Annotated in this window: 17 protein-coding genes, 1 pseudogene and 1 riboswitch; of the genes and pseudogenes, 14 read left to right on the top strand and 4 right to left on the bottom strand. The window is 36.2% G+C overall.

All coding sequences use genetic code 11. The features are described 5' to 3' along the window. Positions 1-23 precede the first annotated feature (23 nt). A complete protein-coding gene (locus tag QVA17_RS03745) occupies positions 24-2,789 on the bottom strand; it encodes a transglycosylase domain-containing protein (RefSeq protein ID WP_287386545.1) in 2,766 nt (921 codons plus the stop codon). A 252-nt stretch (positions 2,790-3,041) separates the two neighbouring features. On the opposite strand from QVA17_RS03745, the gene QVA17_RS03740 reads away from it, so the two are divergent. The 8 genes from QVA17_RS03740 to QVA17_RS03705 all read left to right on the top strand — a co-directional run bounded on the left by QVA17_RS03740 (position 3,042) and on the right by QVA17_RS03705 (position 14,700). Continuing rightward, on the top strand, positions 3,042-3,662 hold the full coding sequence (locus QVA17_RS03740) for a YigZ family protein (protein WP_287386543.1): 621 nt from the start codon (positions 3,042-3,044) through the stop codon (positions 3,660-3,662). A gap of 407 nt (positions 3,663-4,069) precedes the next feature. Next, complete coding sequence (locus QVA17_RS03735; protein WP_287386541.1) at positions 4,070-5,686, top strand: ABC transporter substrate-binding protein; 1,617 nt, start codon at positions 4,070-4,072, stop codon at positions 5,684-5,686. Between the two features lie 155 nt (positions 5,687-5,841). Beyond that, positions 5,842-7,338 (top strand): ABC transporter permease subunit, encoded by a 1,497-nt coding sequence (locus QVA17_RS03730; protein ID WP_287386539.1) that lies wholly within the window; start codon positions 5,842-5,844, stop codon positions 7,336-7,338. A 12-nt stretch (positions 7,339-7,350) separates the two neighbouring features. Beyond that, the gene (locus QVA17_RS03725; RefSeq protein WP_034245082.1) at positions 7,351-8,214 is read left to right on the top strand and encodes a carbohydrate ABC transporter permease; all 864 of its coding nucleotides are present in this window, start codon (positions 7,351-7,353) and stop codon (positions 8,212-8,214) included. 168 nt (positions 8,215-8,382) lie between these two features. Next, complete coding sequence (locus QVA17_RS03720) at positions 8,383-10,335, top strand: family 43 glycosylhydrolase (RefSeq protein ID WP_287386536.1); 1,953 nt, start codon at positions 8,383-8,385, stop codon at positions 10,333-10,335. A gap of 20 nt (positions 10,336-10,355) precedes the next feature. Beyond that, positions 10,356-11,282, top strand: coding sequence for a hypothetical protein (locus tag QVA17_RS03715; RefSeq protein ID WP_287386534.1), 927 nt, complete (start codon positions 10,356-10,358; stop codon positions 11,280-11,282). Beyond that, positions 11,273-12,829, top strand: coding sequence for a glycoside hydrolase family 28 protein (locus QVA17_RS03710; protein ID WP_074520750.1), 1,557 nt, complete (start codon positions 11,273-11,275; stop codon positions 12,827-12,829). The genes QVA17_RS03715 and QVA17_RS03710 overlap by 10 nt, the downstream gene beginning before the upstream one ends. Positions 12,830-12,909: 80 nt before the next feature. After that, the gene (locus tag QVA17_RS03705) at positions 12,910-14,700 is read left to right on the top strand and encodes an ABC transporter ATP-binding protein (protein ID WP_027430243.1); all 1,791 of its coding nucleotides are present in this window, start codon (positions 12,910-12,912) and stop codon (positions 14,698-14,700) included. A 159-nt stretch (positions 14,701-14,859) separates the two neighbouring features. Here the strand turns inward: QVA17_RS03705 and QVA17_RS03700 are convergent, their stop codons facing one another. Both QVA17_RS03700 and typA read right to left on the bottom strand, forming a co-directional pair. Then, complete coding sequence (locus tag QVA17_RS03700) at positions 14,860-15,171, bottom strand: helix-turn-helix domain-containing protein (RefSeq protein ID WP_027430244.1); 312 nt, start codon at positions 15,169-15,171, stop codon at positions 14,860-14,862. Between the two features lie 333 nt (positions 15,172-15,504). Then, positions 15,505-17,334 (bottom strand): translational GTPase TypA, encoded by a 1,830-nt coding sequence (gene typA, locus QVA17_RS03695; RefSeq protein WP_027430245.1) that lies wholly within the window; start codon positions 17,332-17,334, stop codon positions 15,505-15,507. A gap of 397 nt (positions 17,335-17,731) precedes the next feature. Between typA and QVA17_RS03690 the strand changes: the two genes are divergently transcribed. From QVA17_RS03690 to dapB, 3 genes are all read left to right on the top strand, one after another. Then, positions 17,732-18,454, top strand: a complete 723-nt coding sequence (locus tag QVA17_RS03690; RefSeq protein ID WP_287386528.1) for a single-stranded DNA-binding protein — start codon at positions 17,732-17,734, stop codon at positions 18,452-18,454. 120 nt (positions 18,455-18,574) lie between these two features. Next, positions 18,575-18,745: riboswitch (Lysine riboswitch) on the top strand. Positions 18,746-18,880: 135 nt separating this feature from the next. Further along, on the top strand, positions 18,881-19,765 hold the full coding sequence (gene dapA, locus QVA17_RS03685) for a 4-hydroxy-tetrahydrodipicolinate synthase (protein WP_287386527.1): 885 nt from the start codon (positions 18,881-18,883) through the stop codon (positions 19,763-19,765). A gap of 34 nt (positions 19,766-19,799) precedes the next feature. Next, positions 19,800-20,555, top strand: coding sequence for a 4-hydroxy-tetrahydrodipicolinate reductase (gene dapB, locus QVA17_RS03680; RefSeq protein WP_287386526.1), 756 nt, complete (start codon positions 19,800-19,802; stop codon positions 20,553-20,555). On the opposite strand, the gene QVA17_RS03675 is transcribed toward dapB, so the two are convergent. Further along, positions 20,528-21,436: a GNAT family N-acetyltransferase gene (locus QVA17_RS03675; protein WP_287386524.1), complete on the bottom strand. Its 909-nt coding sequence runs from the start codon at positions 21,434-21,436 to the stop codon at positions 20,528-20,530. The two genes, dapB and QVA17_RS03675, sit on opposite strands and share 28 nt — an antisense overlap. 268 nt (positions 21,437-21,704) lie before the next feature. On the opposite strand from QVA17_RS03675, the gene QVA17_RS03670 reads away from it, so the two are divergent. The 3 genes and pseudogenes from QVA17_RS03670 to QVA17_RS03660 form a co-directional block, all read left to right on the top strand. Next, positions 21,705-22,583: a DegV family protein gene (locus tag QVA17_RS03670; protein WP_287386522.1), complete on the top strand. Its 879-nt coding sequence runs from the start codon at positions 21,705-21,707 to the stop codon at positions 22,581-22,583. Between the two features lie 121 nt (positions 22,584-22,704). Further along, positions 22,705-23,145 carry a flavodoxin family protein gene (locus tag QVA17_RS03665; protein WP_074520757.1) on the top strand — a complete coding sequence of 147 codons (441 nt, stop codon included), beginning with the start codon at positions 22,705-22,707 and terminating at the stop codon, positions 23,143-23,145. Between the two features lie 150 nt (positions 23,146-23,295). After that, positions 23,296-23,631: pseudogene (locus QVA17_RS03660) on the top strand (oligoendopeptidase F); the annotation flags it as partial.

Raw genomic sequence — 23,631 nt, 5'->3', positions numbered from 1 at the left:
TTATATTAGAGATTTAATTCTAATTAATTATTGCTACTGTTAGCGCTATTGTTGCTCTTGTTTGAGCTGTTCGAACTACTTGAACTTGAAGATTTCTTAGTAGTCGTTTCTTCTGTAGAAGATTCTTCTTCAGAACTTTTTGTTTCTTGTTGAGTTTTAGTGCCTGACGAACTTGTGCTTGAGCTACTAGTACCCGTCGACGTTCCACTTGAGTCTGTCGTCGTGGCTGTATTTGAATGAATTGTACAGAAATTCGTCAATTGATCAGCTGTTATAGAGTATGCTGCATCTGCCGTTGTGTAATTTGATGCGTCATCTGATGCACCAAGTGGTGTTGTTACAGATTCCTTTAATGTAAGGATTCTAGTTGTTGTAGATGTACAACCAGCTACTGCAATTGCACCAGAGTCGTTACAAATTGTAACCTTAACATGTGTACTACATGTCTCTGTTGGAACATTGTCTTCTGAGAAGTATTCACTAATAATAGTGCTTCCTCTCTCATCCTGTGAACAAAGGTCTGATGGTAATTCACCTGATTTGCTACAAACTTCCGTCTGAACAATGCCTTCTGGCTGTTCATAGCTTCCTTCCGCATCACCGGTGTAATCATTAATTGCTGACATTATCTTGCCCCAAATTCTAGTATGGTTTACATTGTTAACCTTTGTTGAGTTATCATCGTAACCAACCCAAATTGAAGCAGCGTAGTATGGTGTGTAACCACAGAACCACTTATCTGTATCATTCTGTGTTGTACCTGTTTTACCACAAACTGGCTGACCTGAGAAGTTAGCAGCTGTTGCAGTACCGTTTGTTACAACTGAACGAAGGGCTGAAGTTAATAACCATGCTGTTGTTTCTTTTAATACTCTATGAGTATTAGATGTTGTATTATCAATTAATACATTTCCTTCACTATCAAGAACCTGTGTGTAATAAATAGGTTCTGTGTAGACTCCGCCATTAGCAATAGCTGCATAGGCTGCTGTCATATCGATATTACAAACACCTCGTGTCATACCACCAAGTGCTAATGACTGAACCACATCGTGGTTTCCATTAATTGCCTCGGATGGTGAGACAAGTGTTGAAATACCAAATTTTTCCAAATAATTATAACCTACCTGAGGAGTTATAAGTGTAAGAACTTTAACTGCAGGTACGTTTTCTGAAATAGTAATAGCTTCTCTAACCGTCATTAAGCCTCTGTAAGACTTATCGTAGTTAGTTACAAGCTTTGAATCTGAACCACTGTAGTAGTATGGAGCATCATCAATTGCTGTTGCAAGTGTGATAGCACCAGTATCAAGGGCTGGTCCGTAAGCTACTAATGGCTTAATTGAAGAACCAGGCTGTCTAGTAACATCATCTGTTGCTCTGTTAAGAGTTCTGTTACCAGTTTTATCACCTCGACCACCAACCAAGACTTTAACATATCCTGTAGATTGTTCAATCATTGAGAAGGATACCTGTGGCTGAATTACGAAATCAATTGATTCGTAAGAAAGTGTACCGCCATCTGCTAACATAGCCTCTTCATATTCCTTAATTAAGGAATTGGCTTTATCCTCACTTGTCTGTGTTAATGAAAATGAAGAATCGCCCTTAGTCTGTGTAAACCAAGTATACATCGTACTATGTGAGTAGTAGTGGTATGTGCCATCCGTCTCCTTAACTGTGAAGGATAAGTTAATTGAGAATTGCGTTGAACTTGGCCAGTTCGATGTATCGTTAATGATATCATCTGCAATCTCTTGCATATCAGTGTCTTGGGTTGTATAAATCTGTAGGCCGCCACCATAAATTAGGTTAGAAGCCTGAGTTTCTGTGTAACCATACTGCTCCATTAAATCATCTGTGAGCTGTTCAATAACCTCATCAACAAAATAAGAATAAGTTGAGCTTGATGTTGTAATTGTGAGACCCTCAAGTCTTGCATAAACATCGTCTGCAACAGCATCGTCATATTGAGCCTGTGTTATATAGCCCTGTTCTAGCATATTAGATAGAACCTGTATCTGACGAGATCTGTTCTTATCCGGATAGTTGATTGGGTTTAATCCCTGTGGATTCTTAGTGATTGATGCAATTACTGCACATTCACTTAGCGTTAATTCGGAAACATCTTTATTAAAATAGCCTTCTGCGGCTGCTTGAACTCCATAATATCCATTACCTAAGTTAATAGTATTTAGATAATTCTCTAAAATGTCGTCCTTAGACATTACCGTTTCTAGTTTAACTGCTAGATATTGTTCCTGTATTTTACGCTTTATCTTCTCGATTGTAGTTTCGTTGTATGCATTAAATACATTGTTCTTTAGCAACTGCTGTGTAATTGTTGAGGCACCTTGCGATAGACCTCCGTTAGTTACAGCAATAGCAGCAGCTCGTATAATACCTTTTACATCAATACCGTTGTGTTCATAAAAACGTTCATCTTCAATAGCAACAAAGGCTTCTTGAAGTTCAACTGGTATCTGATCAAGGGTTACATAAGTTCTGTTGGCGCCTGAAGAGGCTAAAGTTTGAATCTCTTCACCGTTACTATCATAGACTTTAGTAGCATACCCATTAGGGGATACATCAATAGTAGATATATCAGGGGCACTCTCGATAATACCCTGAAATGCACCAAAGACTAGACATGAACCACCAACAACAATAGCGATAGCAAATATAAGAAGAATCTTTACACAAAATACCCCAAGCTTAGTTTCAAGCTTAGTGGCAGATGAGTTTAGAAGCTTCTTCTTGTCAATAATGCCTCGTCCACCGTAATTCATATATTCACCTCATTTTTCTTGTACCGATTGTACATGGCATGATATTATATCAGGTGTGTGCTGGAATAGATATGAAATAGAAAGTAAACAATGTGAATTGCTTACTTAAGCTAAATATACTTCGATTGAAGTAAACTTAGCTAATCTCCCAGCGACCACATAGTTTACGTATAGATGTAGATGTGTAAACTTTAGATGTCTGACTGATATGCGTCTAAATTATATCATAAAAGAGATATAGGAGCAATTAAAATGAAACTGGTATTAGAAAAGGGAATTGGTGAAATTATCGAGAAAAAGTCTCGTTTTATAGCCCACGTTTTATATATTGATAATGAAGAGCAGGCCCAGGAGTATATTAATAAATTAAAGAAAAAATACTGGGATGCAAGACATAACTGTTATGCTTATGTATTAGGAGATAAAGGAGAAATCCAGAGATTTTCAGATGATGGAGAACCTTCAGGTACTGCAGGTAAGCCTATACTTGATTTAATTACATCAAGAGAGCTTACAAATTGTCTTGTGGTTGTAACAAGATACTTTGGTGGAATCTTACTTGGAACTGGTGGACTTGTAAGAGCTTATCAGGGTGCAACTATTGAAGGACTTAATAATAGTGTACTTGGTAATCTTATAGATGGAATTACAGGGGAAATGGACTTTGAATATGGCAATCTCTCTAAGGTGCAATACATTTGCGATAACTTTGGAATAGATATTCAAGAAACAGAATATACTGAAAAAGTGCACATGAAGTTAGTTATCGAAAATGAAAAAATTGATGATTTTGTGCAAAAACTCCAAAACGAATTCTCGGGTGAAATTCAAATTGTTAACAAAGTGCAACAAAAAATCTGTAAAAGGATATAGCAGACCAATATTTACAGTAGTAAATTATGAATAAAAAATGAAGAGTAGTAAAAAGTTACAATACAAAGGTTAAATTACAAATAAAACCCCAATTTATTTGTAAAAGTAGTGAAAAATAATCAAACATGTCAAAATGATTTGTGCACATTTTACATAAAATTAAGTTTCTGAAAACTATAATTTAAGTTGTTATTTTAAAGTTTTGATAAAGAATTAACAAAAATGAAGAAATTGTAAACATTTAAAACCCGCATAAACACTGACATTCATAAAAAATCCAAAAAAAATACAAGAAATGTTAAAAATAGCCTTGTTAAAATATAACAAAAATGATAATATAGCCATGTTGGGAATACCAACAAAAGGGGGTTGTTCCCCAAAACCAATTAAGGAGGGTTTTAAGGTTTATGAAAAAGACAATTAAAAAGCTTACTGCTGTAGGTTTAACACTTACATCAGTAATGGGTCTTGTTGCTTGTGGTGCTTCAAATTCATCAAGCGACAACTCTAAGTCTAAGTCAGTGGACTGGAGTTCAGTTGAAAAGCCAGGAACATTTTCAGTAATGGTCGATGGTACAGTTGTAAAGGATACTAACGGTGGTCAGGCATTCTATGATTATCTCGGAGAGTTAACAGGTCTTGACATCGAATGGATCCGTCCAGAACACAGTGCTTATTATGATCAGGTAGCAAGTACATTCGCATCAGGTGATATTCCTGATGTAGTTCTTCTTTCATCTGATTACTTAGCACTTTACGCTAACAATGGTTACCTTTGGGATATGACAGATGCTTGGGAAAAATCTGAAACAAAGAATTCAGGCAGACTTATCTCAGCTGCAGAGAAGATCGAAGCAGCTAACGTAGTTTTAGGTGCTGATGGCGAATATGCTATGTATGGTTACTCACCATTCCGTGGTAATGGTTGCTGTACATACATCAAGGCTTCTTGGTTAAAGGCTGCTGGTTTATCAGTAGATGATGTTAAGGATAAGACTCTCACATATTCAGAGTACTATGACATCTTAAAGAAGATGAAGGCTGCTGCTGCTTCAGATTACGTAATTTCAGCTCCAGGCTGGATCGGAACAGAAGCTCCATATACTAACTATTTACCAGAATTCTATCAGGATGCTGAATATACATTCTATAAGAATGCTGATGGTGAATATGTTGATGGTTTCTCAGAAGATGCTATGAAGGACGCTCTTCAGAGAATTCAGGACGCTGTTAAGGATGGTATCATCGATTCTGAAACAGAAGGTCAGACAACATCTCAGGCTCGTAACAAGTTCTACTCAACAGATCCTTCAACAGAATCTGGTGTATTCACATACTGGGCTGGTACATGGGCTGATACATTAGTAACTAACCTTGCTAATAAGGGTCTTGACTCAGAATTAGTTGCTATTTACCCAATCGAAGAACTTGGTACTTACACAGAAAGACTTTCAACAGCTTGGTGTATTACATCAGCAGCTGATGATGCAGGTAAGGCAGAAGGTATTTACAAGTACTTCATCGATACAATGCTCGATGGTGGCGATGTACAGATGGCTTGGGAATACGGTGCTAAGGGAACTCACTGGGATGATAAGGCAGAAACTGTAACACTTGCTACTGCTAAGGAAGGCGATGCTGTTAAGTCTTATACATATAACGAAGGTGAATTCCACTTCTTACCTTCTCCAGAAGATCCAACAACTCTTATGAAGAAGAATCACATTGATCCAGTTCTTGCTATTGCATCATTCAATGGTACAGATCCTGGTGCTAAGTCATTAACAGATAATGTTAAGGACAACTTCGAGATGTTCTCTTCTCACTCAGATGTGGCTACTCCACTTCCAATGACAGAGACTCTTGGTAACAACATCACAGATATCAACACAGCTAGAAACGAAGTTATCTCTAAGGTTGCTCTTAACCAGATGTCAGTTGAAGATGGTATGAAGTACTATAAAGATACAGTAGGTTCTAAGGTTGAAGCTGTACTTAAGTCACTTAACTCTTTAGGTGAATAATCCGAATTAGAAATAATTCAGCTAGCATAAGCTAGATTTGTGGCGACGCCACATCATAAGAATTCATGTCGGGGGTTTCCCCGATGTGGATTCTATATTTTAGTTATCAAGTACTGATGATAGCTATGAAAAAATATAGGAAAGAAGGTATAAAGATGCAGTGTAAATCTTGCAACTCAGAATTACCTAAGAACGCTAAGATTTGTCCAAAGTGTGGCGCACAGGTAAGCAAGCCAGCAGGTAACCTTAAGGTTATTTCTATTTTTGGTTTCGTAATTATGCTTATTGCTTCTATGCTACCATTCGTACAGTCTGGTGAAGAAGTTCTTGATGGTTATGTACCAAAGGCTTTTGCATTCAGTTTTATGAACATTTCAGTGCCAGTTATGTGGTACTTATTTATCTTACTTTTAGTAGTAGGTGTGCTTCTCGTTGTAGCTAAGAAAGAAATCTTCTCAATCTGCGCATCAGTTGCAGCTATGATTGTTTGGGTAATTTCTTACTTTGGCTTCACTTATGAAATCGTTGTTGGTAAGACAACAGGCGGTGGTCTTAGAAAAGAATATACAACATTAATGGATATTCTTAACAACGGATATGATGGAAATGCATATCATATTGGCGTTGGTGTATACGTAATGGTTATTGGTTTAATCGTTGCTATCGCTGGTGTATTCATCGATGTTTTAAAGCACTTCAAGAAGGATCTTGGAGTAGATTCAAAGTATTTATCTAACTCTATTAATCAGAGTTTAGGTTTAAAGCTTTACTATTATAGAGGTTTCTACCTCATGTATTTACCAGTATTAATCATGATTCTCATCTTTAACTACTGGCCAATGCTTGGATGTCGTTATGCATTCACAAGATATGTAATTGGTAATCCATATTACATTGGTTTATATCATTTCCAGACAATGTTAACAAACGATACATTCTTCTGGAGAGCATTTAGAAATACTCTTATCCTTTCTATTGTTAAGTTAATTCTTAATACAGGATTTGCAGTTATTATTTCTTTACTTCTTAATGAAATTGTTAATATGCCATTTAAGAAGACAGTACAGACTATTGTATATCTCCCTCACTTCATGTCATGGGTTGTTATCTTCTCTGTATTTAGAATGATTTTATCAGTTAATAGTTCAGGTGTAATTAACGGTTTCTTAATTAATGTAGGCCTTATTGATTCACCTATTTCATTCCTTGCAGATACTCGTTACTGGAGAGGAACTTTCTATGTAATGAACCTTTGGAAGGATACAGGTTGGGGAACAGTCCTCTTCCTTGCTACATTATCTGGTATCAGCCCTGATTTATATGAGGCTGCTCAGATTGATGGTGCTAACAGATTTAAGAGATTGATTTACATCACTCTTCCAGCACTTGCTAATACAATTATTACTGTATTCATTCTTAACCTTGCTAAGGTTATGAACCTTTTCGAATCAGTATTCGTAACTAAGAGTTCGGCTGTAGACTCAGTTGCATCTGTTTTACAGACATATGTTTATGATAAGACATTCGCTGGTGGTAACTCAGATTATGGTTATACAACAGCAGTTGGTTTATTTAAGTCATTTGTTGGTATGATTCTCGTACTTGGCTGTAACTATGCATCTAAGAAGGTCCGCGGACGTGGAATTGTATAAGGAGGCAATATAATGAGTGATGATAAGATTGTAGTTAGAAAGAAAAAGAAGAAATTCAAGGTCTTCCCACTTGTTAATGGACTTATCTTTATTTTAATTTCATTAATAATTATTATTCCTATTTGGAAGGTACTTTGTGATTCATTAGATGCTCGTTCAGCTTATGGTCTCAATTTACATCCAGTAGAATTTACACTTGGTGGTTACCAGGCTATTATCAACAGAACAAGTTTATATATGCCATTCGTAATTTCAGTAGTAACAACTATTGTTGGTACATTCTGTGGTTTATTACTTGTTACTCTTGGTGGTTATGTACTTATTCAGTGGGAAATGCCAGGAAGAAACTTCTTTGCATATATGTTGTTATTCACAATGATTTTCGATGGTGGTATGATTCCAAAGTACCTCGTTATTAAGGAATTAGGCTTAATGAACACACTTTGGGCTGTTATCTTACCTATGTCAATCAATGTTTATAACTTAGTTCTTATGAGAAACTTCTTTGAAGGTATTCCAGAATCCTTATTTGAAGCTGCTCAGATCGATGGATGCTCTCCAATGGGTATCTTCTTCAAGATCGTCCTTCCATTATCAAAGGCTGCTCTTGCTTCAATCGGTTTGATGTTCTCAGTTTCATTCTGGAACGATTATACAAACTTCAAGTTATATATTTCTAAGAACAACTTATATAACTTCCAGATCAGACTTCGTTCAATGGTTTCTGATAGTGATATTCCTAATGATTCATCAGTTTCACCTGAGACAATCTCAAGTGCAGCTACTATCGTTGCGGTATTACCATTCGCTATCATTTATCCATTCTGTCAGAAGTACTTCGTTCAGGGTGTTAATGTAGGTGCCGTTAAGGAATAATTTCCTTTAAGGAATTTTATAGGGGTCGCTATCCTTGGGGTAGCGGCCCTTTTTTTACCGAAGCAAAATTATATGTAAAACATGTCTTTAATTGACTTTAATAAGTAGAATAGAAATCTTTTGTATGATACAATGTTAAAAGATTTTGATGCAAAAGGGGTAGGCAGTATGGTCAGGTATACATTAGAAGATGCAATTTATCTAGAGAATTTACCAGCAATTAAAGAGATTCTTGAAGAAGAACCTAGCTTAATTGATGGTCTTGATAAGGATGGCATAATGATGCCATTTCTTGCAGCTAAGACAGGTAATCTAGATATTGTTAAATATATAGTTGAGTATTCTAGGGCAAGTATGAACATTTACGATGATAATCATAGAAGCATTTTGCATTATGCAAGTATGTCGGGAAATGTGCCAACTTGTCAGTATTTGGTAGAAAGAGTTGGAATGTCAATTGTTGAGGGGGATAACGACTTAGTTACACCTCTTGATATTGCCCATGACAATAAGTATTTTGATTTGGAAGAGTACTATGAATCTGTTCTTGGAGTTGGTTTGGAGCAAATGTATAAAAACCCCATAAGAACTGGCTTCTTCCCAGATCCATCAATATGTAGGGTTGGCAATGACTACTACATGGTTAATTCATCTTTTATCTATTATCCATGCATTCCAGTATCCCATTCTACAGATTTGGTGCATTGGAGAATAATAGGTTATGCCATAACTAATCCAGCTTGGGCCAATTTAGATGAGCTTGAAGGCGGAAGAGGTTATTGGGCTCCTGATATTTCTTACTATAATGGTAAATTTTACATAACCGCCACATATAGACTTAATGATGATGGAAATGTATATAGAAAGCAGATTGTGGTTAGTTCTACTAATCCAGAAGGCCCATATAGTAAGCCGGCAATTATTGATGAAGACGGAATTGATCCATCAATCTTTAATGATGATGATGGAAGAAGATATATGCTTCTTAATAGAGGTGCTAGAATCTTTGAATTAAGTGAAGATGCAACAACACAGATTTCAAAGGCTAAGTTGTTATTCTATGGGGATAATAAGAGAGCACCGGAGGGACCACATTTGCTTAAGAAAGATGGTTATTACTATCTCTTTGAAGCAGAGGGTGGAACAGGACCAGGACATAGAATTACTGTTTCAAGAAGTAAGGAACTTATGGGAACTTACACACCATGTCCTTACAATCCTATTATGAGACAGACTAATGAGTCCGCAATTATTCAGCGTTGTGGCCATGGTAAGCCGGTTCAGACACAAAATGGCGACTGGTATATGGTTTATCTTTGTGGTCGAAAGATTGGTGAGGGTTATTCACTTCTTGGTAGAGAGACAGCCCTTGATCCTATAACTTGGACTGAGGATGACTGGCCACTTGTTAATAATCTTAAAGGCCCTTCAAACCTACAGAAAAAGCCGGATTTACCAGAAACTGTCTGGGAAAATGAATATAAAGACGACTTTAAGGAGTCTTATTTAAGTACAGAGTGGCTTTTCCCAAGAGTACCAGAGATGGATGGAATAGTACTTGAAAACTCTTATGTGAAAATTAAGGGAAGTGTTTATGATCTTGATTCTATTAAGGCGAAAAACATTTTACTAAGAAGACAGACTTCCTTTAAATTTAGTGCTGATACTTGCCTTAGAATGCCGAAATTAAAGGCAGGACAGAATATGGGTATGACTTGTTATTATGATGAGAATACCTATCTTAAGTTTGGTGTTTATAGACTTGAAGATAAGAGCGAGAGATTTGTCTTAAAGGTGGAGGAGCGCATCGGGGATGATTATATTTCTTACCCAGATATCGAGCTTGACGAGACTAAATCCTTCTTGTATTTGCGAGTGGATACACATTTTCTTAAAAGAAGCTTTTCTTACAGCTATGATGGACGTCATTATACAAAATATCTACATCTTGATAATGTTTATTATTTATGCGATGAGGGTATTAAGAAGGGAAAGCGATTTACAGGTGCTATGCTTGGACTTTATGTCTATGGCGGGGAGCATCAAAAGAATCTAGATACTAGATTTGAGAAGCCATTATATGGCGAATTTGATTACTTTAATTACAATCCAGAAATGTAAATAAAAGGAGAAGAGAAGATATGGCTAATTATGATGTAAATAGCATGTATGAAGCAGCGATTAAGTTAGCAAAGTCAGTGGACTTAAAGGGTCTTGAGGCTGATGAGGCTGGAAAGTATCTTAATGCTGTTGCTTACGGCGCAAAGGATTTTGGCAAAGACTTTAAGGAGCTTTTAGAAAATGGCTTATCTGCCGCAGTGTCAGAAACAGGCCTTAACTGTGCAAAGACAGGCGATGTTGAAAACTTCCTTGCAGGAAATGCAGCTTATATGGCAGCAAGCCTTACAGGTGAAGAAAAGTACACAGACCTTGCTTGCGCTATTGCAAAGACACTTGATGAGGTTAAGAAGTCAGACAAGGGTTATTTCCTTAATAGCAATGGCAAGGAATGCTTATGTGTAACATTTAAGGCATTTTCTTTCTATATGAATTATGAAACTAAGAATGGTGGTAAGGAGCGCTACAACGACATTATCGCTCAGTATAAGGCCATTTTTTCAAATATGTTAGGAAATACTGTACTTGACTTAAAAAACGGCAATGAGAAGGAATTAAAGCCTTTAGTTTACTTCGCAGCAGCTTTAGTAGATACACTAGAACTTATGGACCAGGCTCTTTATGAGATTTGGGCTAAGCTTAGAGAATTCTACAAGGAGACTATTAAGGCAATCCTTAATTCTGCTAGATTTACACTTGGAAAGAACAAGGAATACGACTTAGTCTTTGCTTATGCAATTTTTAAGGGCTGTAGAATGAACCTTATTCATACAGAAAAGTATGAGTGCGAGGCAGCTTCACTCTTTGATTTAGTAAACGAAGATCTTGAATCTTTAATGGATGCTAGTGCAAATGTAAAATCTGCATACATTTTAGCAGCAACAGAAAGCATCAAGAATAGAGAATATCAGGATTATGGCCGTTTAAAGGGAGGCGTATTATGGAGTTAAAATTAGTTAATAAGACAGCAAGAAGCATCGTTATTGAATTAGACGATGGTGGAAAATATTACACAAAGAAGAAGTTTACAGTTTTAGTAAACGGTGAAGAATATCAGGAATCTAAGCAGGTTATTACATCAATCTATGGTTTAAAGCCTGATAAGGATTATGAAATCGCAGTTAACTACGAGGGCGAGAAGGTTGAAAAGCTCACAGTTCATACAGATTACGAATTCGTTACATTAAATGTTAGAGAATTTGGCGCTTATGGTGATGGAGAGCATGATGATACAAATGCTATTCAGTGCGCAATTATGGCTTGTCCAAAGGATTCAAGAGTATTGGTTCCAGAAGGAGTTTATAAGATTTCAAGCATTTTCCTTAAGGATAACTTAACTCTTGAGCTTGCTAAGGGTGCCGTTCTTTCAGCTTACACAGATAGAGAGAAGTTCCCAATCCTACCTGGTATGATTGAGAGCTACGATGAAGAGACTATGTATAATTTAGGCTCTTGGGAAGGTAATCCACTTGATACATTTTCAGCAATTGTTTGTGGTATAAATGTATCAAATGTTGTAATTACTGGTGAAGGTACAATCGAGGGTAACACAAGCTTTGAAAACTGGTGGAATAACTGCAAGATTCGTAACATCGCTTGGAGACCAAGATTATTCTTTATTAACCACTGTAGCAATGTGACAATGCATGGTATTACTGTTCAGAACTCACCTTCTTGGACAATTCATCCATACTTTAGTAAGCACTTAAAGTTTATTGATGTTAAGATTAAGAACCCTGCAAATTCACATAACACAGATGGTCTTGATCCAGAGAGCTGCGAAGATGTATTAGTACTTGGTACATACATTTCAGTAGGTGATGACTGTATCGCTATTAAGTCAGGTAAGATTTACATGGCTGAGAGCTTAAAGACTCCTACAAGCAACATGACGGTAAGACAGTGCTGCATGAGAGATGGCCACGGTGCTGTAACTGTAGGTTCTGAGATTGCTGCAGGTGTTAAGGATGTTCACATTAAGGATTGTCTCTTTATGAACACTGATAGAGGTTTAAGAGTTAAGACAAGACGTGGTAGAGGTAAGCTATCAGTTCTTGATGATATTAGCTTTGAAAATATTGATATGGACAACGTAATGACTCCATTTGTTGTAAACAGCTTCTATTTCTGCGATCCAGATGGTAAGACAGAATACGTTGGTTCAAAGAATCCTCTTCCAGTGGATGATAGAACTCCATCAATTAAGAGATTAAAGTTTAAGGACATTAAGGCAACAAATTGCCACGTTGCAGGCGCATATATCTGCGGTCTTCCAGAGATGAAGATTGAAGAATTAAGATTTGAAAATATTGACTTTAACTATGCTGAGAATGCAAAGTCTGGTGTAGCTGCTATGATGCTTGGTTGTGATGAGGCTAGCAAGCAGGGCTTAGTAGTAAGCAATATCAAGAAGCTTATTCTTAAAAATGTAAACATTACAGGTAATGAAGGCGAAGCAATTGTTGCAACAAATGTTGATGAAATTGAGAGAAACTAATAAGTGATTTTTTAGGCCTTGGTGTGAAAGCATCGAGGCCTAGTTTATCTAATGAATCTGCTTATTTAAGGGGGCAAAAAATGAATTTAAAAGCACCAAAAGGAATTGATGTAGAAAGTTGGTTCATTGAGTGCTACAGAAGGCATAAAGGTCATCCGCTCTTTATCCTTTTTAGACTTTATAAGGGTAATTACAACAAGTTCCTACTTGCAGTAATTTTCTTCTTTATAAAGCATGCACCAGTGTGGGTTTTACCAATCGTAACAGCCAATATTATTAACGATGTTACAGGAAACAGCCCAAATCTTCATACAAGAATTATTATTCAGGCTGTTATTATGATAGGCCTTATCTTACTTAATGTACCTATGAATTATCTCTACACAAGGTATAAATCTCTTGCCACAAGATATTGTGAAACAGGTTTACGTAAGGCCTTAGTTAGAAAACTACAGCAGCTATCCATTTCCTATCATAAGGAAACCATGGCTGGTAGATTACAATCAAAGATCATGCGAGATGTAGAAGCAGTAGAAACTCTTTCAACTCAGATGTTTCTAAGTATTCTAAATATCGCACTTAATATTACCATCGCTCTTTGTGTAACAATTTCTAAGAGTATGTTGGTTTTTAGCTTCTTTCTTATAACAACACCTATTGCTGCAGCAACTATGGTTTTCTTTAGAAATATTATGAAGAAGCGTAACAACGAATTTAGAAGAGAGATGGAAGAGACTTCTGCAAGAGTTATGGAAATGGTGGAGCTTATTCCTGTTACTAGAGCCCATGCCCTAGAAGAGGAAGAGGTTGAAAAAATCAGCGGCCAGCTATTTACTGTAGCAGAAAAAGGCTACAAGCTAGATATTATCCAGTCTTTGTTTGGTTCCGTTGGTTGGGCCATTTTCCAGATATTCCAGGTGGTTTGTCTTGCTTTTACAGGCTTTCTTGCAATTAAGGGCACAGTTCTTCCTGGTGATATCACCCTTTATCAAAGTTACTTTGCAACTATTGTCAATCAGGTATCTTCACTTATGGCCTTAGTTCCTACAATTGCTAAGGGTATTGAATCCGTTAACTCTATTGGCGAGGTATTACTTGAGGAAGACATTGAGGATAACGAAGGCAAGTATGCCCTTGAAAATGTATACGGAGAATTCGACTTTAAAGATGTTAAATTTGGATATAACAACTCCGAAAGTCATGTATTAAAAGGCCTTAACCTCCATGTTAATAAGGGTGAGACCATAGCTTTAGTGGGTGAATCGGGAGCTGGTAAATCTACAGTTTTAAACCTTGTTATTGGCTTTAATTTCGCTTCTGAGGGTATTGTTAGTGTTGATGGACATAATCTAGAAGAAATCGATTTAAGGACCTATAGAAAGCATATAGCGGTGGTTCCGCAGACTTCTATTATTTTCTCAGGAACTATAAGAGACAATATCACTTATGGTATGGAGGATGTAGATGAGGAGACTCTATCAAAGGTAGTAGATGCAGCAAACCTTCGCGAACTTATTGATAGATTGCCGGAAGGCCTTGATACAATGGTGGGAGAGCACGGTGGTAAATTATCTGGTGGTCAAAGACAGAGAATATCTATTGCTAGAGCCCTTATTAGAAATCCAGAGGTTATTGTATTTGATGAGGCTACATCAGCCCTTGATAGTATTTCTGAAAAGCTTATTCAGTCCGCTATTAATAACCTAACAAAGGATAGAACTACATTTATTGTAGCCCATAGACTCTCAACTATTAGAGATGCTGACAAAATTGCGGTTATAGCTGATGGAAAATGTATTGAGTACGGAAGCTTTGATGAACTTATGGCACTTAAGGGACATTTCTATAAGATGAAGTCATTACAAAGTTAGTCTAAGAGCCTTAATGCAGGGAAGAGTGTAGGGAAGGTTTACAGTTAAGCCTTTTTGTGACATTTTCGTAAATAAAAAAATAAGAGGTTAAATTATCTACATAGGGGGATGATAATTTAACCTCTTTTATTTATATTCACTATTTACAAGAATATGTGATTAAGCCCAAATTCTTAATGTAGAAATAAGCTTTTCCTTCTTGTCAGTATCAAGCTTCTGAACTAACTGAATAATTTCGTTGTCAAGAGCTGTCTTCTGATATTCCTTATCTACAGAACCTGCTAAGTAATCAAGTGAAACTCCTGTAAGTTCAGCATAGTATGAAAGCATTCTTAATGTCATAAGATTACGTCCATTCTCTACGTTACTGATATAACCAGGTGTTACGTCTAATGCCTTAGCAACATCTTCCTGTGTAAGACCGTGGGAAATTCTTAACTTCTTAACCTTTGCACCTAAATCGTTTTCCATGTTTGCAACCTCCAAAAAAAATAAAATAAAACGTGATGCAATGTTTCTAATAATTTTAAAACATTACCATTTAGTGTAGTACCTAAAGAATATACTACAAATCTTCTGAGTTTAAAAGTGAAAAATTTTAAACCAAATCCAATCTTTAGCTAAGAACAAATAGGGGATCTCTTAAGCTAAAGGCGCGAAAATTGGGGAATAATCGCGATTATATAATCAAATCAGAAGGGCAATAATGCCCTCTGATTTAGATATTAAAATTTGCTAAAACTAGATTTAACTTTTTATAATCTAGCATAAATAAATGTGTTTGAAAAGCAAGTAGATGAGAAATTACTTCTTGTTAGCTCTATATCTTGCTGTTGAATCAAGAATCTTCTTACGGATTCTTAAGTGAGTAGGAGTTACCTCAAGTAACTCGTCTGTATCGATATAATCAAGAGCCTGCTCTAAGCTTAATACCTTAGGTGGTACAAGTCTTAATGCTTCATCAGCACTTGATGATCGAGTATTAGTAAGATGCTTTGTCTTGCAGACATTAACTTCGATATCTTCTGTACGAGGGTTCTCACCGATAATCATACCAGCATAAACCTTCTCACCAGGTCCAACGAATAATGTACCACGATCCTGAGCATTAAATAAACCGTATGTAACTGTTTCACCATCTTCATAAGCGATTAATGAACCAGTCTTTCTATAAGAGATATCTCCCTTATATTCTTCATAACCTTCAAAGGATGAGTTAATAATACCGTTACCCTTTGTATCTGTCATGAACTCGCCTCTGTAACCGATAAGACCTCTTGCAGGAATGTTAAACTGCAATCTTGTGTAACCACCGTTAATAGGTGTCATACCAAGAAGTTCACCCTTTCTCTGGCTTAACTTCTGGATTACTGAACCAGAGAATTCATCTGGAACATCGATATAACATAATTCCATAGGCTCGAGCTTCTTACCACGCTCATCAGTCTTAAATAAAACTTCTGCCTTACTTACAGCAAATTCATAGCCTTCACGACGCATGTTCTCAATAAGAACTGAAAGATGTAATTCACCTCTACCAGAAACCTTGAATGAGTTTTCTGAACCTGGGTTTTCTTCAACTCTTAAAGAAACGTCAGTGTTAAGCTCTCTAAATAATCTATCTCTTAAATGTCTAGATGTAACGAACTTACCTTCCTTACCAGCAAGTGGAGAGTCATTAACCATGAAATCCATAGAAAGTGTTGGCTCTGAAATCTTCTGGAATGGAATAGCTACAGGGTTATCTACTGAACATAATGTATCACCGATGTGAATATCTGCAATACCTGAAACAGCAACGATTTCACCGATTGTAGCTTCGTTAACTTCTACCTTGTTAAGACCCTGGAAAGTATAGAGCTTTGTAACTCTAACTCTCTTATGAACAGAAGGGTCATGATGGTTAACAATCATAACCTCCTGATTTACCTTGATTGAACCGTTATCAATCTTACCTACACCGATTCTACCAACGAATTCGTTGTAATCGATTGTTGAAACAAGCATCTGTGTATCAGCATCTGGATCTCCTTCTGGAGCTGGGATGTTATCAACGATACACTGGAATAATGGTTCCATATCCTTCTTTTCATCATTTAAATCAGCCATAGCATAACCTGACTTAGCTGATGCGAAAATAAATGGGCAATCAAGCTGGTCTTCATTAGCGTCTAAGTCGATGAATAATTCTAAGATCTCATCGATAACTTCGTTTGGTCTAGCTTCTGGTCTATCAATCTTATTGATACAAACAATAATTGATAGTTCAAGTTCGAGTGCCTTCTGTAAAACGAACTTTGTCTGTGGCATAACGCCTTCAAAAGCATCGACAACGAGAATAACACCATTAACCATCTTTAAAACTCGTTCAACCTCACCACCGAAGTCAGCATGGCCTGGAGTATCTATAATGTTAATCTTTGTATCCTTATAAGTGATAGCAGTGTTTTTAGAAAGAATTGTAATTCCTCTTTCACGTTCAATATCGTTAGAATCCATGACACGTTCTGCTACTTCCTGATTAGCTCTAAAAGTACCACTCTGCTTTAAAAGCTCATCAACAAGAGTTGTCTTACCATGATCTACGTGGGCGATAATAGCGATATTACGAATATCTTCACGTTTTGTCCTCATTGTTTAGTCCTTTCTTTATAAATACGAAATCTAATTTATTAATTAGCAAGTAGGGCTTAAAAATTAAGCCTGTTGTAATAGCAACTTTTTAATTCTATCATAATATTTTCAAATTACAATAGTCTAAAAATAGAAAATATTGTATCTTAATTAGTACAATAGTTAAACTAAAATTTTTAAGAAAAATTGTGTATACAATATTTTTAATGTATGCTATATTTAAGTAAATTTTACATAAGAAAATTCTTAATATAAGATAGTTATTAGTAAAAAATGTATTTTGTACACAAAATCTACAAAGTTTTATTTTACACTATCTTTTAGTCAAGCAACAGAGAAAACGAAAGACTAGCTGTTGTTGATACTTTTTTGGGATAAAGGAAGGAGAAAACGAGAAATGTTAGAGAAAATCGCAGAGAATAACAAAGTCAGAATAGTAGGAAAGGTTGTTTCAGATTTCCAGTTCAGTCACGAAAGCTTTGGTGAAGGTTTCTACATTTGTAATGTAGCAGTTTCAAGACTTAGTGATATGGAAGATATTATTCCTATTATTGTTTCAGACAGATTATTTGATGTGCATTCAGATTGTAAGGGTAAGGATGTTGTTATTTTAGGTCAGTTTAGATCATATAACAGACATGAAGAGACAGGTAGAAAGTTATTATTATCTGTTTTCGTAAAGGAAATTATTTTTGTAGAAGAATTAGAAAATCATGATGAATTCAATGAATACTATGATTTATATGCAGCTGAGAAGCAGGAAGCTGTAAAGTCAGAGGAAGAGGAAACAGAAGAGCATCCACATAAGATTCCTTCTAATCAGATTTTCCTTGATGGTTTCGTTTGTAAGCCACCTGTATATAGAAAGACTCCACTTGGTAGAGAAATCGCAGATTTATTAGTAGCTGTTAACAGACAGTACGGTAAGTCAGATTACATTCCATGTATTGCTTGGGGCCGTAATGCAAAATATGCTTCAGATATTAAGATTGGTGCTAACATTCAGGTTGTTGGTAGAGTACAGTCTAGAGAGTATTCAAAGAAGATTTCTGAGGACAAAACTGAGATTAGAGTAGCATACGAAGTTTCAGTAAGTCAGATTAAGAAAATTACAGAATAAAATATATACATTTAACTAGTTGTAATTGGTTGACATCGATATTTTCAAGTGCTATATTGACACTTGTAAATAAGAAGTTATTTACAATATAATTTAATAAGTGATAGGAATTTTATTTCTATATAAGGTAGAGGTTGCGTAATTTATTAGTAGCTATTAGGAGGACCCGGAGTCCTAAGAATAAGAGTGAAAGGAAATTTCGCCGAAGTGTAGATATGCCGGAGTATCTATGCTGGGAGTATGGTCAATAACCATGCGACTGTCATCATAAGATGGAGGGCTACTTAAGGATTAATTAATATTTAGGAAGATTCTTTAGGTGCCAGTCTATTTGACTGGCATTTGTTTTGCCTTAACCTTTACCTAGGTAATGAACTAGAACTTTTTAAATATTAAGTAGCCGCAAATGGCAGAAAGAGGAAAGATATGTCAGTATTTACTGGAGCAGGTGTAGCAATTATTACACCTATGAAGGACAATGGTGAAGTTAATTATGAGAAGCTTGGAGAATTTCTCGATTTCCAGATTAACAATTCTACAGATGCTATTATTATCTGTGGTACAACTGGTGAGGCTTCAACATTAACTAACGAAGAACATATTGAAGCTATTAGATTTACAGCTGAATATGTTAACAAGAGAGTTCCTGTTATTGCAGGTACAGGTTCTAATTGCACAGAGTCAGCAATTTATTTATCTAAGGAAGCTCAAAAAGTAGGTGTAGATGGTTTATTAGTTGTAACACCTTACTACAATAAGACTACACAAAAAGGTCTTTATAAGCACTACAGTGCCATTGCTAAGTCAGTAGACTTACCAATTATTATGTACAATGTTCCAAGTAGAACAGGCTGCAATATTCAGCCAGAGACAGCTGTTAAGTTAGCTAAGGATGTTGAGAATATCGTTGCTATTAAGGCAGCTACAGGTAATCTTACACAGGAAAGTAAGATGATGGCATTAGCTGAAGGTAGACTTGATATGTATTCAGGTGAAGATGGACTTATTGTCCCACTTATGTCTATTGGAGCTAAGGGTGTTATTTCAGTATTATCTAATGTAGCACCAAAGCAGACACATGATATTTGTGCTGAGTTTATGGCAGGTAACGTTGAGAAGGCTAAGGAATTACAGTTTAAGGCTCTTAATTTAGTAGATGCATTATTCTGTGAGGTTAATCCTATTCCAGTTAAGCATGCCCTTAATTTAATGGGTTGGAATGTTGGTCCACTTCGCGCTCCTTTATGTGAAATGGAAGATGCAAATCTTAAGAGACTTGAAAGTGCCCTTAAGGAATACGTCGTACTTTAATAACTAAAGTAAAATGATATAAAAGAGGTAGTAAATGACAAGAGCAATTATGCATGGCTGTAATGGCCATATGGGTAGAGTTATTACAGGAATTTGTGATAACGATAAGGACATTGAGATAGTTGCAGGTGTTGATCCATTTGATGATGGACATAACACATACCCTGTATTTGGCTCAATTAAGGATTGTAATATTGAAGCTGATGTAATTATTGATTTTGCAGCAGCAAAGGCTATTGATGCCTTACTTGATTATGTAGAGGAAAAGAAGGTTCCAGTAGTAGTTTGTACAACTGGTTTATCTGATGAACAGATAGCAAGAATTAAGGATGTTTCAACACGTGTAGCTGTTTTAAAGTCAGCTAACATGTCCCTTGGTATTAATACAATTTTCAAGCTTTTAAAGGAAGCTGCAAAGGTATTCGCACCAGAGGGTTTTGATATTGAAATCGTTGAGAAGCATCATAATAAGAAGATTGATGCACCATCTGGTACAGCACTTGCTCTAGCTGATTCTATGAAGGAAGTCTTAGATGATGATTACTTCTATAGATATGATAGAAGTCAGCTTAGAGAGAAGAGAAATCCTAAGGAAATCGGTATTAGTGCTGTTAGAGGCGGTACAATCGTTGGCGAGCATGAAGTATTCTTTGCTGGCGAAGACGAAGTAATTGAAATTAAACATACTGCTTATTCAAAGGCAGTCTTTGCAAAGGGAGCAGTTAGCGCTGCTAAGTTCCTTAATGGCAAGGGTGCTGGCCTTTATGATATGGGCGATGTAATTGCATAGAAATTAACTTGGCTGGCTGCTTTAAAGCCAGCCTTTTTATATAGCTTACAAGCTGGAATGTTAGTGCTAGTTACATTTAGAATTAGAGGCAAGTCATAATTAGAAAAATGTTCTTCTAAACAGTCATAAAGCAAAGCATAGCCTAGTCCTAAATTTCTCTTATCTTCATCAACAAAAACTCCGTAAATTGTAGCGTAAGATTTTTCAAAACTAATATTAATCACGGCAGCAGGTTCTTCCTCGTTAAAGCAGGCATTAAGAATCTGAACATCTTCATCTTCGATGCCGTAAACCTCACTAGATTCAGAGCTTTCATCAGCTTCAAGAGCTTCACCAGAATTAGAAGCATCTTCTGCTGATAAATATAGATAATAATGTTGGTGATCTTCTGTAAAGGCGCAGTAGTGGTCGATTTTTAAGCTGTCCTTTGAAAGCGTCTCCTGATTAGTCACAAAATCCTCTTTCTTTAAAACATAGAGATACTCTGAATAAAGATAGTCAGAAACAAAGCTAGCATCCTTAAACTCATCCTCTAGTGGCATAATAAAGTTTGAGCTATTCTGCCAGTCAGAGATACATTTTCCAAGCAACTTAGTAAAACAGCCCTTGTTTCTATATTCTGGAAGGGTAAGAGCTGAGATTTCGAAAATGTTTTTGCTAGCCTCATCTAATTCAAAATCAGAAGTTACGGGCTTTTCAAAGTTAATTAAAAGGGCGCCAAGATAGCTAATGATAGTGTCACCTTCAAAGAGAGCGTAGCCTAGAAACTTAGGGTTGTACTGGTTTGAGTAGTAAGGCTCGCAGTCACTACATTTTCCTAAGAAGTCATTAAAAGCGGCTGAGATTGTTTCATCTATATAGTCTAATTTTTTGATTTCCATTATTGTTCCTCCAAAATGTCTTTTATATGAATATTTGTCGCGTTTTTTTAAAATTTAGCGGAAATTTTTACAGGCCAAATTACGACAAGTGGTTTTAAATACTAGGTATTGAGGCCTAGACCTTTCAAAACTTTTATTTACAAAATAGTTTAAATGCATTATGATTATATCATTGCCTAACAATAGGTTACAAGTTATAAGCAAGTTTGATTTCTTGGAAAAAGTTAAGCTACTTACTTGGTAGCTTATTTATATTTAAGGAGGACTTATGAGCAAAGTTGCGATTGTTACAGACAGCAATAGTGGTATTACACAAAAAGAAAGCAAAGAATTAGGAATAAGAGTAATTCCTATGCCATTTTTCATTGATGGTAAGGAATATCTTGAAGATATTACATTAACACAGGAAGAATTTTACGTAAAGCTTGAAGGAGATGCTGATATTTCTACATCTCAGCCATCAGTTGGTGAATTACAGGATACATTTGATGAGGTCTTAAAGGATTACGATGAACTTGTATTTATCCCAATGTCTAGCGGTCTTTCAGGCACATGCCAGACAGCTACAATGCTTGCTGAGGATTATGATGGAAAGGTTTGCGTTGTTAACAACCAGAGAATTTCTGTCACTATGAGACAGTCAGCTATTGATGCACTTGAGCTTGCAAAGAAGGGTTATTCAGCTAAGGAAATCAAGGAAATCCTAGAGAAGCATAAGTTTGATTCAAGTATATATATCACACTTGAGACTTTAAAGTATCTTAAGAAGGGCGGAAGAATCACACCTGCAGCTGCAGCAATTGGTACAGTTTTAAACTTAAAGCCAGTTTTACAGATTCAGGGCGAGAAGCTTGATGCTTACACTAAGACAAGAGGTAAGGAAGCTGCTAAAAAGAAGATGATTGAAGCTATGAAAAATGACTTCGAGAACCGTTTTGCTAACTTCGCAAAGGAAGGTAAGCTTCATCTTGAGGCTGCATATTCAGGAAATCCAGAAGAGGCAGCAGAGTGGAAGGAATTATTATCTAAGGAATTCCCAGGATACGACATCCACATGGATCCATTATCCCTTAGTATCTCATGTCATATCGGTAAGGGCGCACTTGCAGTAGCTGTGTCAGCTTGTTTACCTGAGCTTGAGGCATAAAACTATTTTTAACTTGCAATCAATATACATAGCATATATAATTGACTAAATTGTACGTGAATCAGGACTTATAGATTATACATTTTTAGGATTTGTGTATGGTTTATAAGGAGTTGTGTAGATGAAAATTGCAGTTAGATATTTTAGCAGAAGTAAGAATGGGAATACTAGAAAGCTAGCTAAGGCTATGTCAGAGGCCCTTGGAGTGGAAGCCCTTGATATAAGCCATCCAGTGGATAAGGACACAGACATTTTGTTTCTTGGAAACTCGGTTTATTACGAGGATGCAGATCCTAATGTGAAGTCTTTTATAGATAATCTTGAATTAGAGAAGGGGACGATTTATAATTTTTCCTCTTCCGCTATTAGAAAGTCCACTCATAGTCAGATAAAAAAATGTATAGAAGAGAGAAAGAGAAAGGGCGAGACAGGCCTAAAGCTTTCAGATAAGGAGTTCTTTTGCAAGGGTGAATTTGGTCTGATGCATAAGGACAGACCGAATAGTTGTGACCTAATGAACATTAAGGATTTTGCTAAAAATGTAGTCGCAGCCTATAATTAAGAGCATTTCCAAGCAGGTAATACTTGCTTGGATTTTTTTATTTTAAGCTTTTGTTTAGCTAATGGGAAATTATGATGAATAAAAGAATTTACTCATGAGAATACATTTGTTAAAATAGTTAAAGTCAAAGGAATGGGAAAGGAGAAAACTATGGCACTTAAGGAACGTAAGGAAATTAATGATAAATTTAAGTGGGCAGTTAATGATATATATGCTAGTGATGCTGCCTGGAAAGAGGATTTAGGGGAACTTGAAAAGTTAGCGGCTATTCCTTGCCAATATAAGGGCGAGATTGCCAAAGGCGTTGAAAATCTATACGCTGCAATTAAGGAATCAGATGAGGTAGATTATAAAGTCGAGAGAGTTTATGTCTACGCATTTATGAAATATTACGAGGACACATCAAATGCCCAGTATCAGGAGATGTCCGGAAAGGCCCAGGCTATAGCTGTAAAGATGGCAGAGAAGTACTCATTTTTAGAGCCT

The organism is Lachnospira sp. (assembly GCF_016290755.1).
GTDB classification, from domain to species: domain Bacteria; phylum Bacillota; class Clostridia; order Lachnospirales; family Lachnospiraceae; genus Lachnospira; species Lachnospira multipara.
Note: the sequence above shows the minus strand (reverse complement) of the source record. Positions and strands in the feature narration are given on the sequence as shown.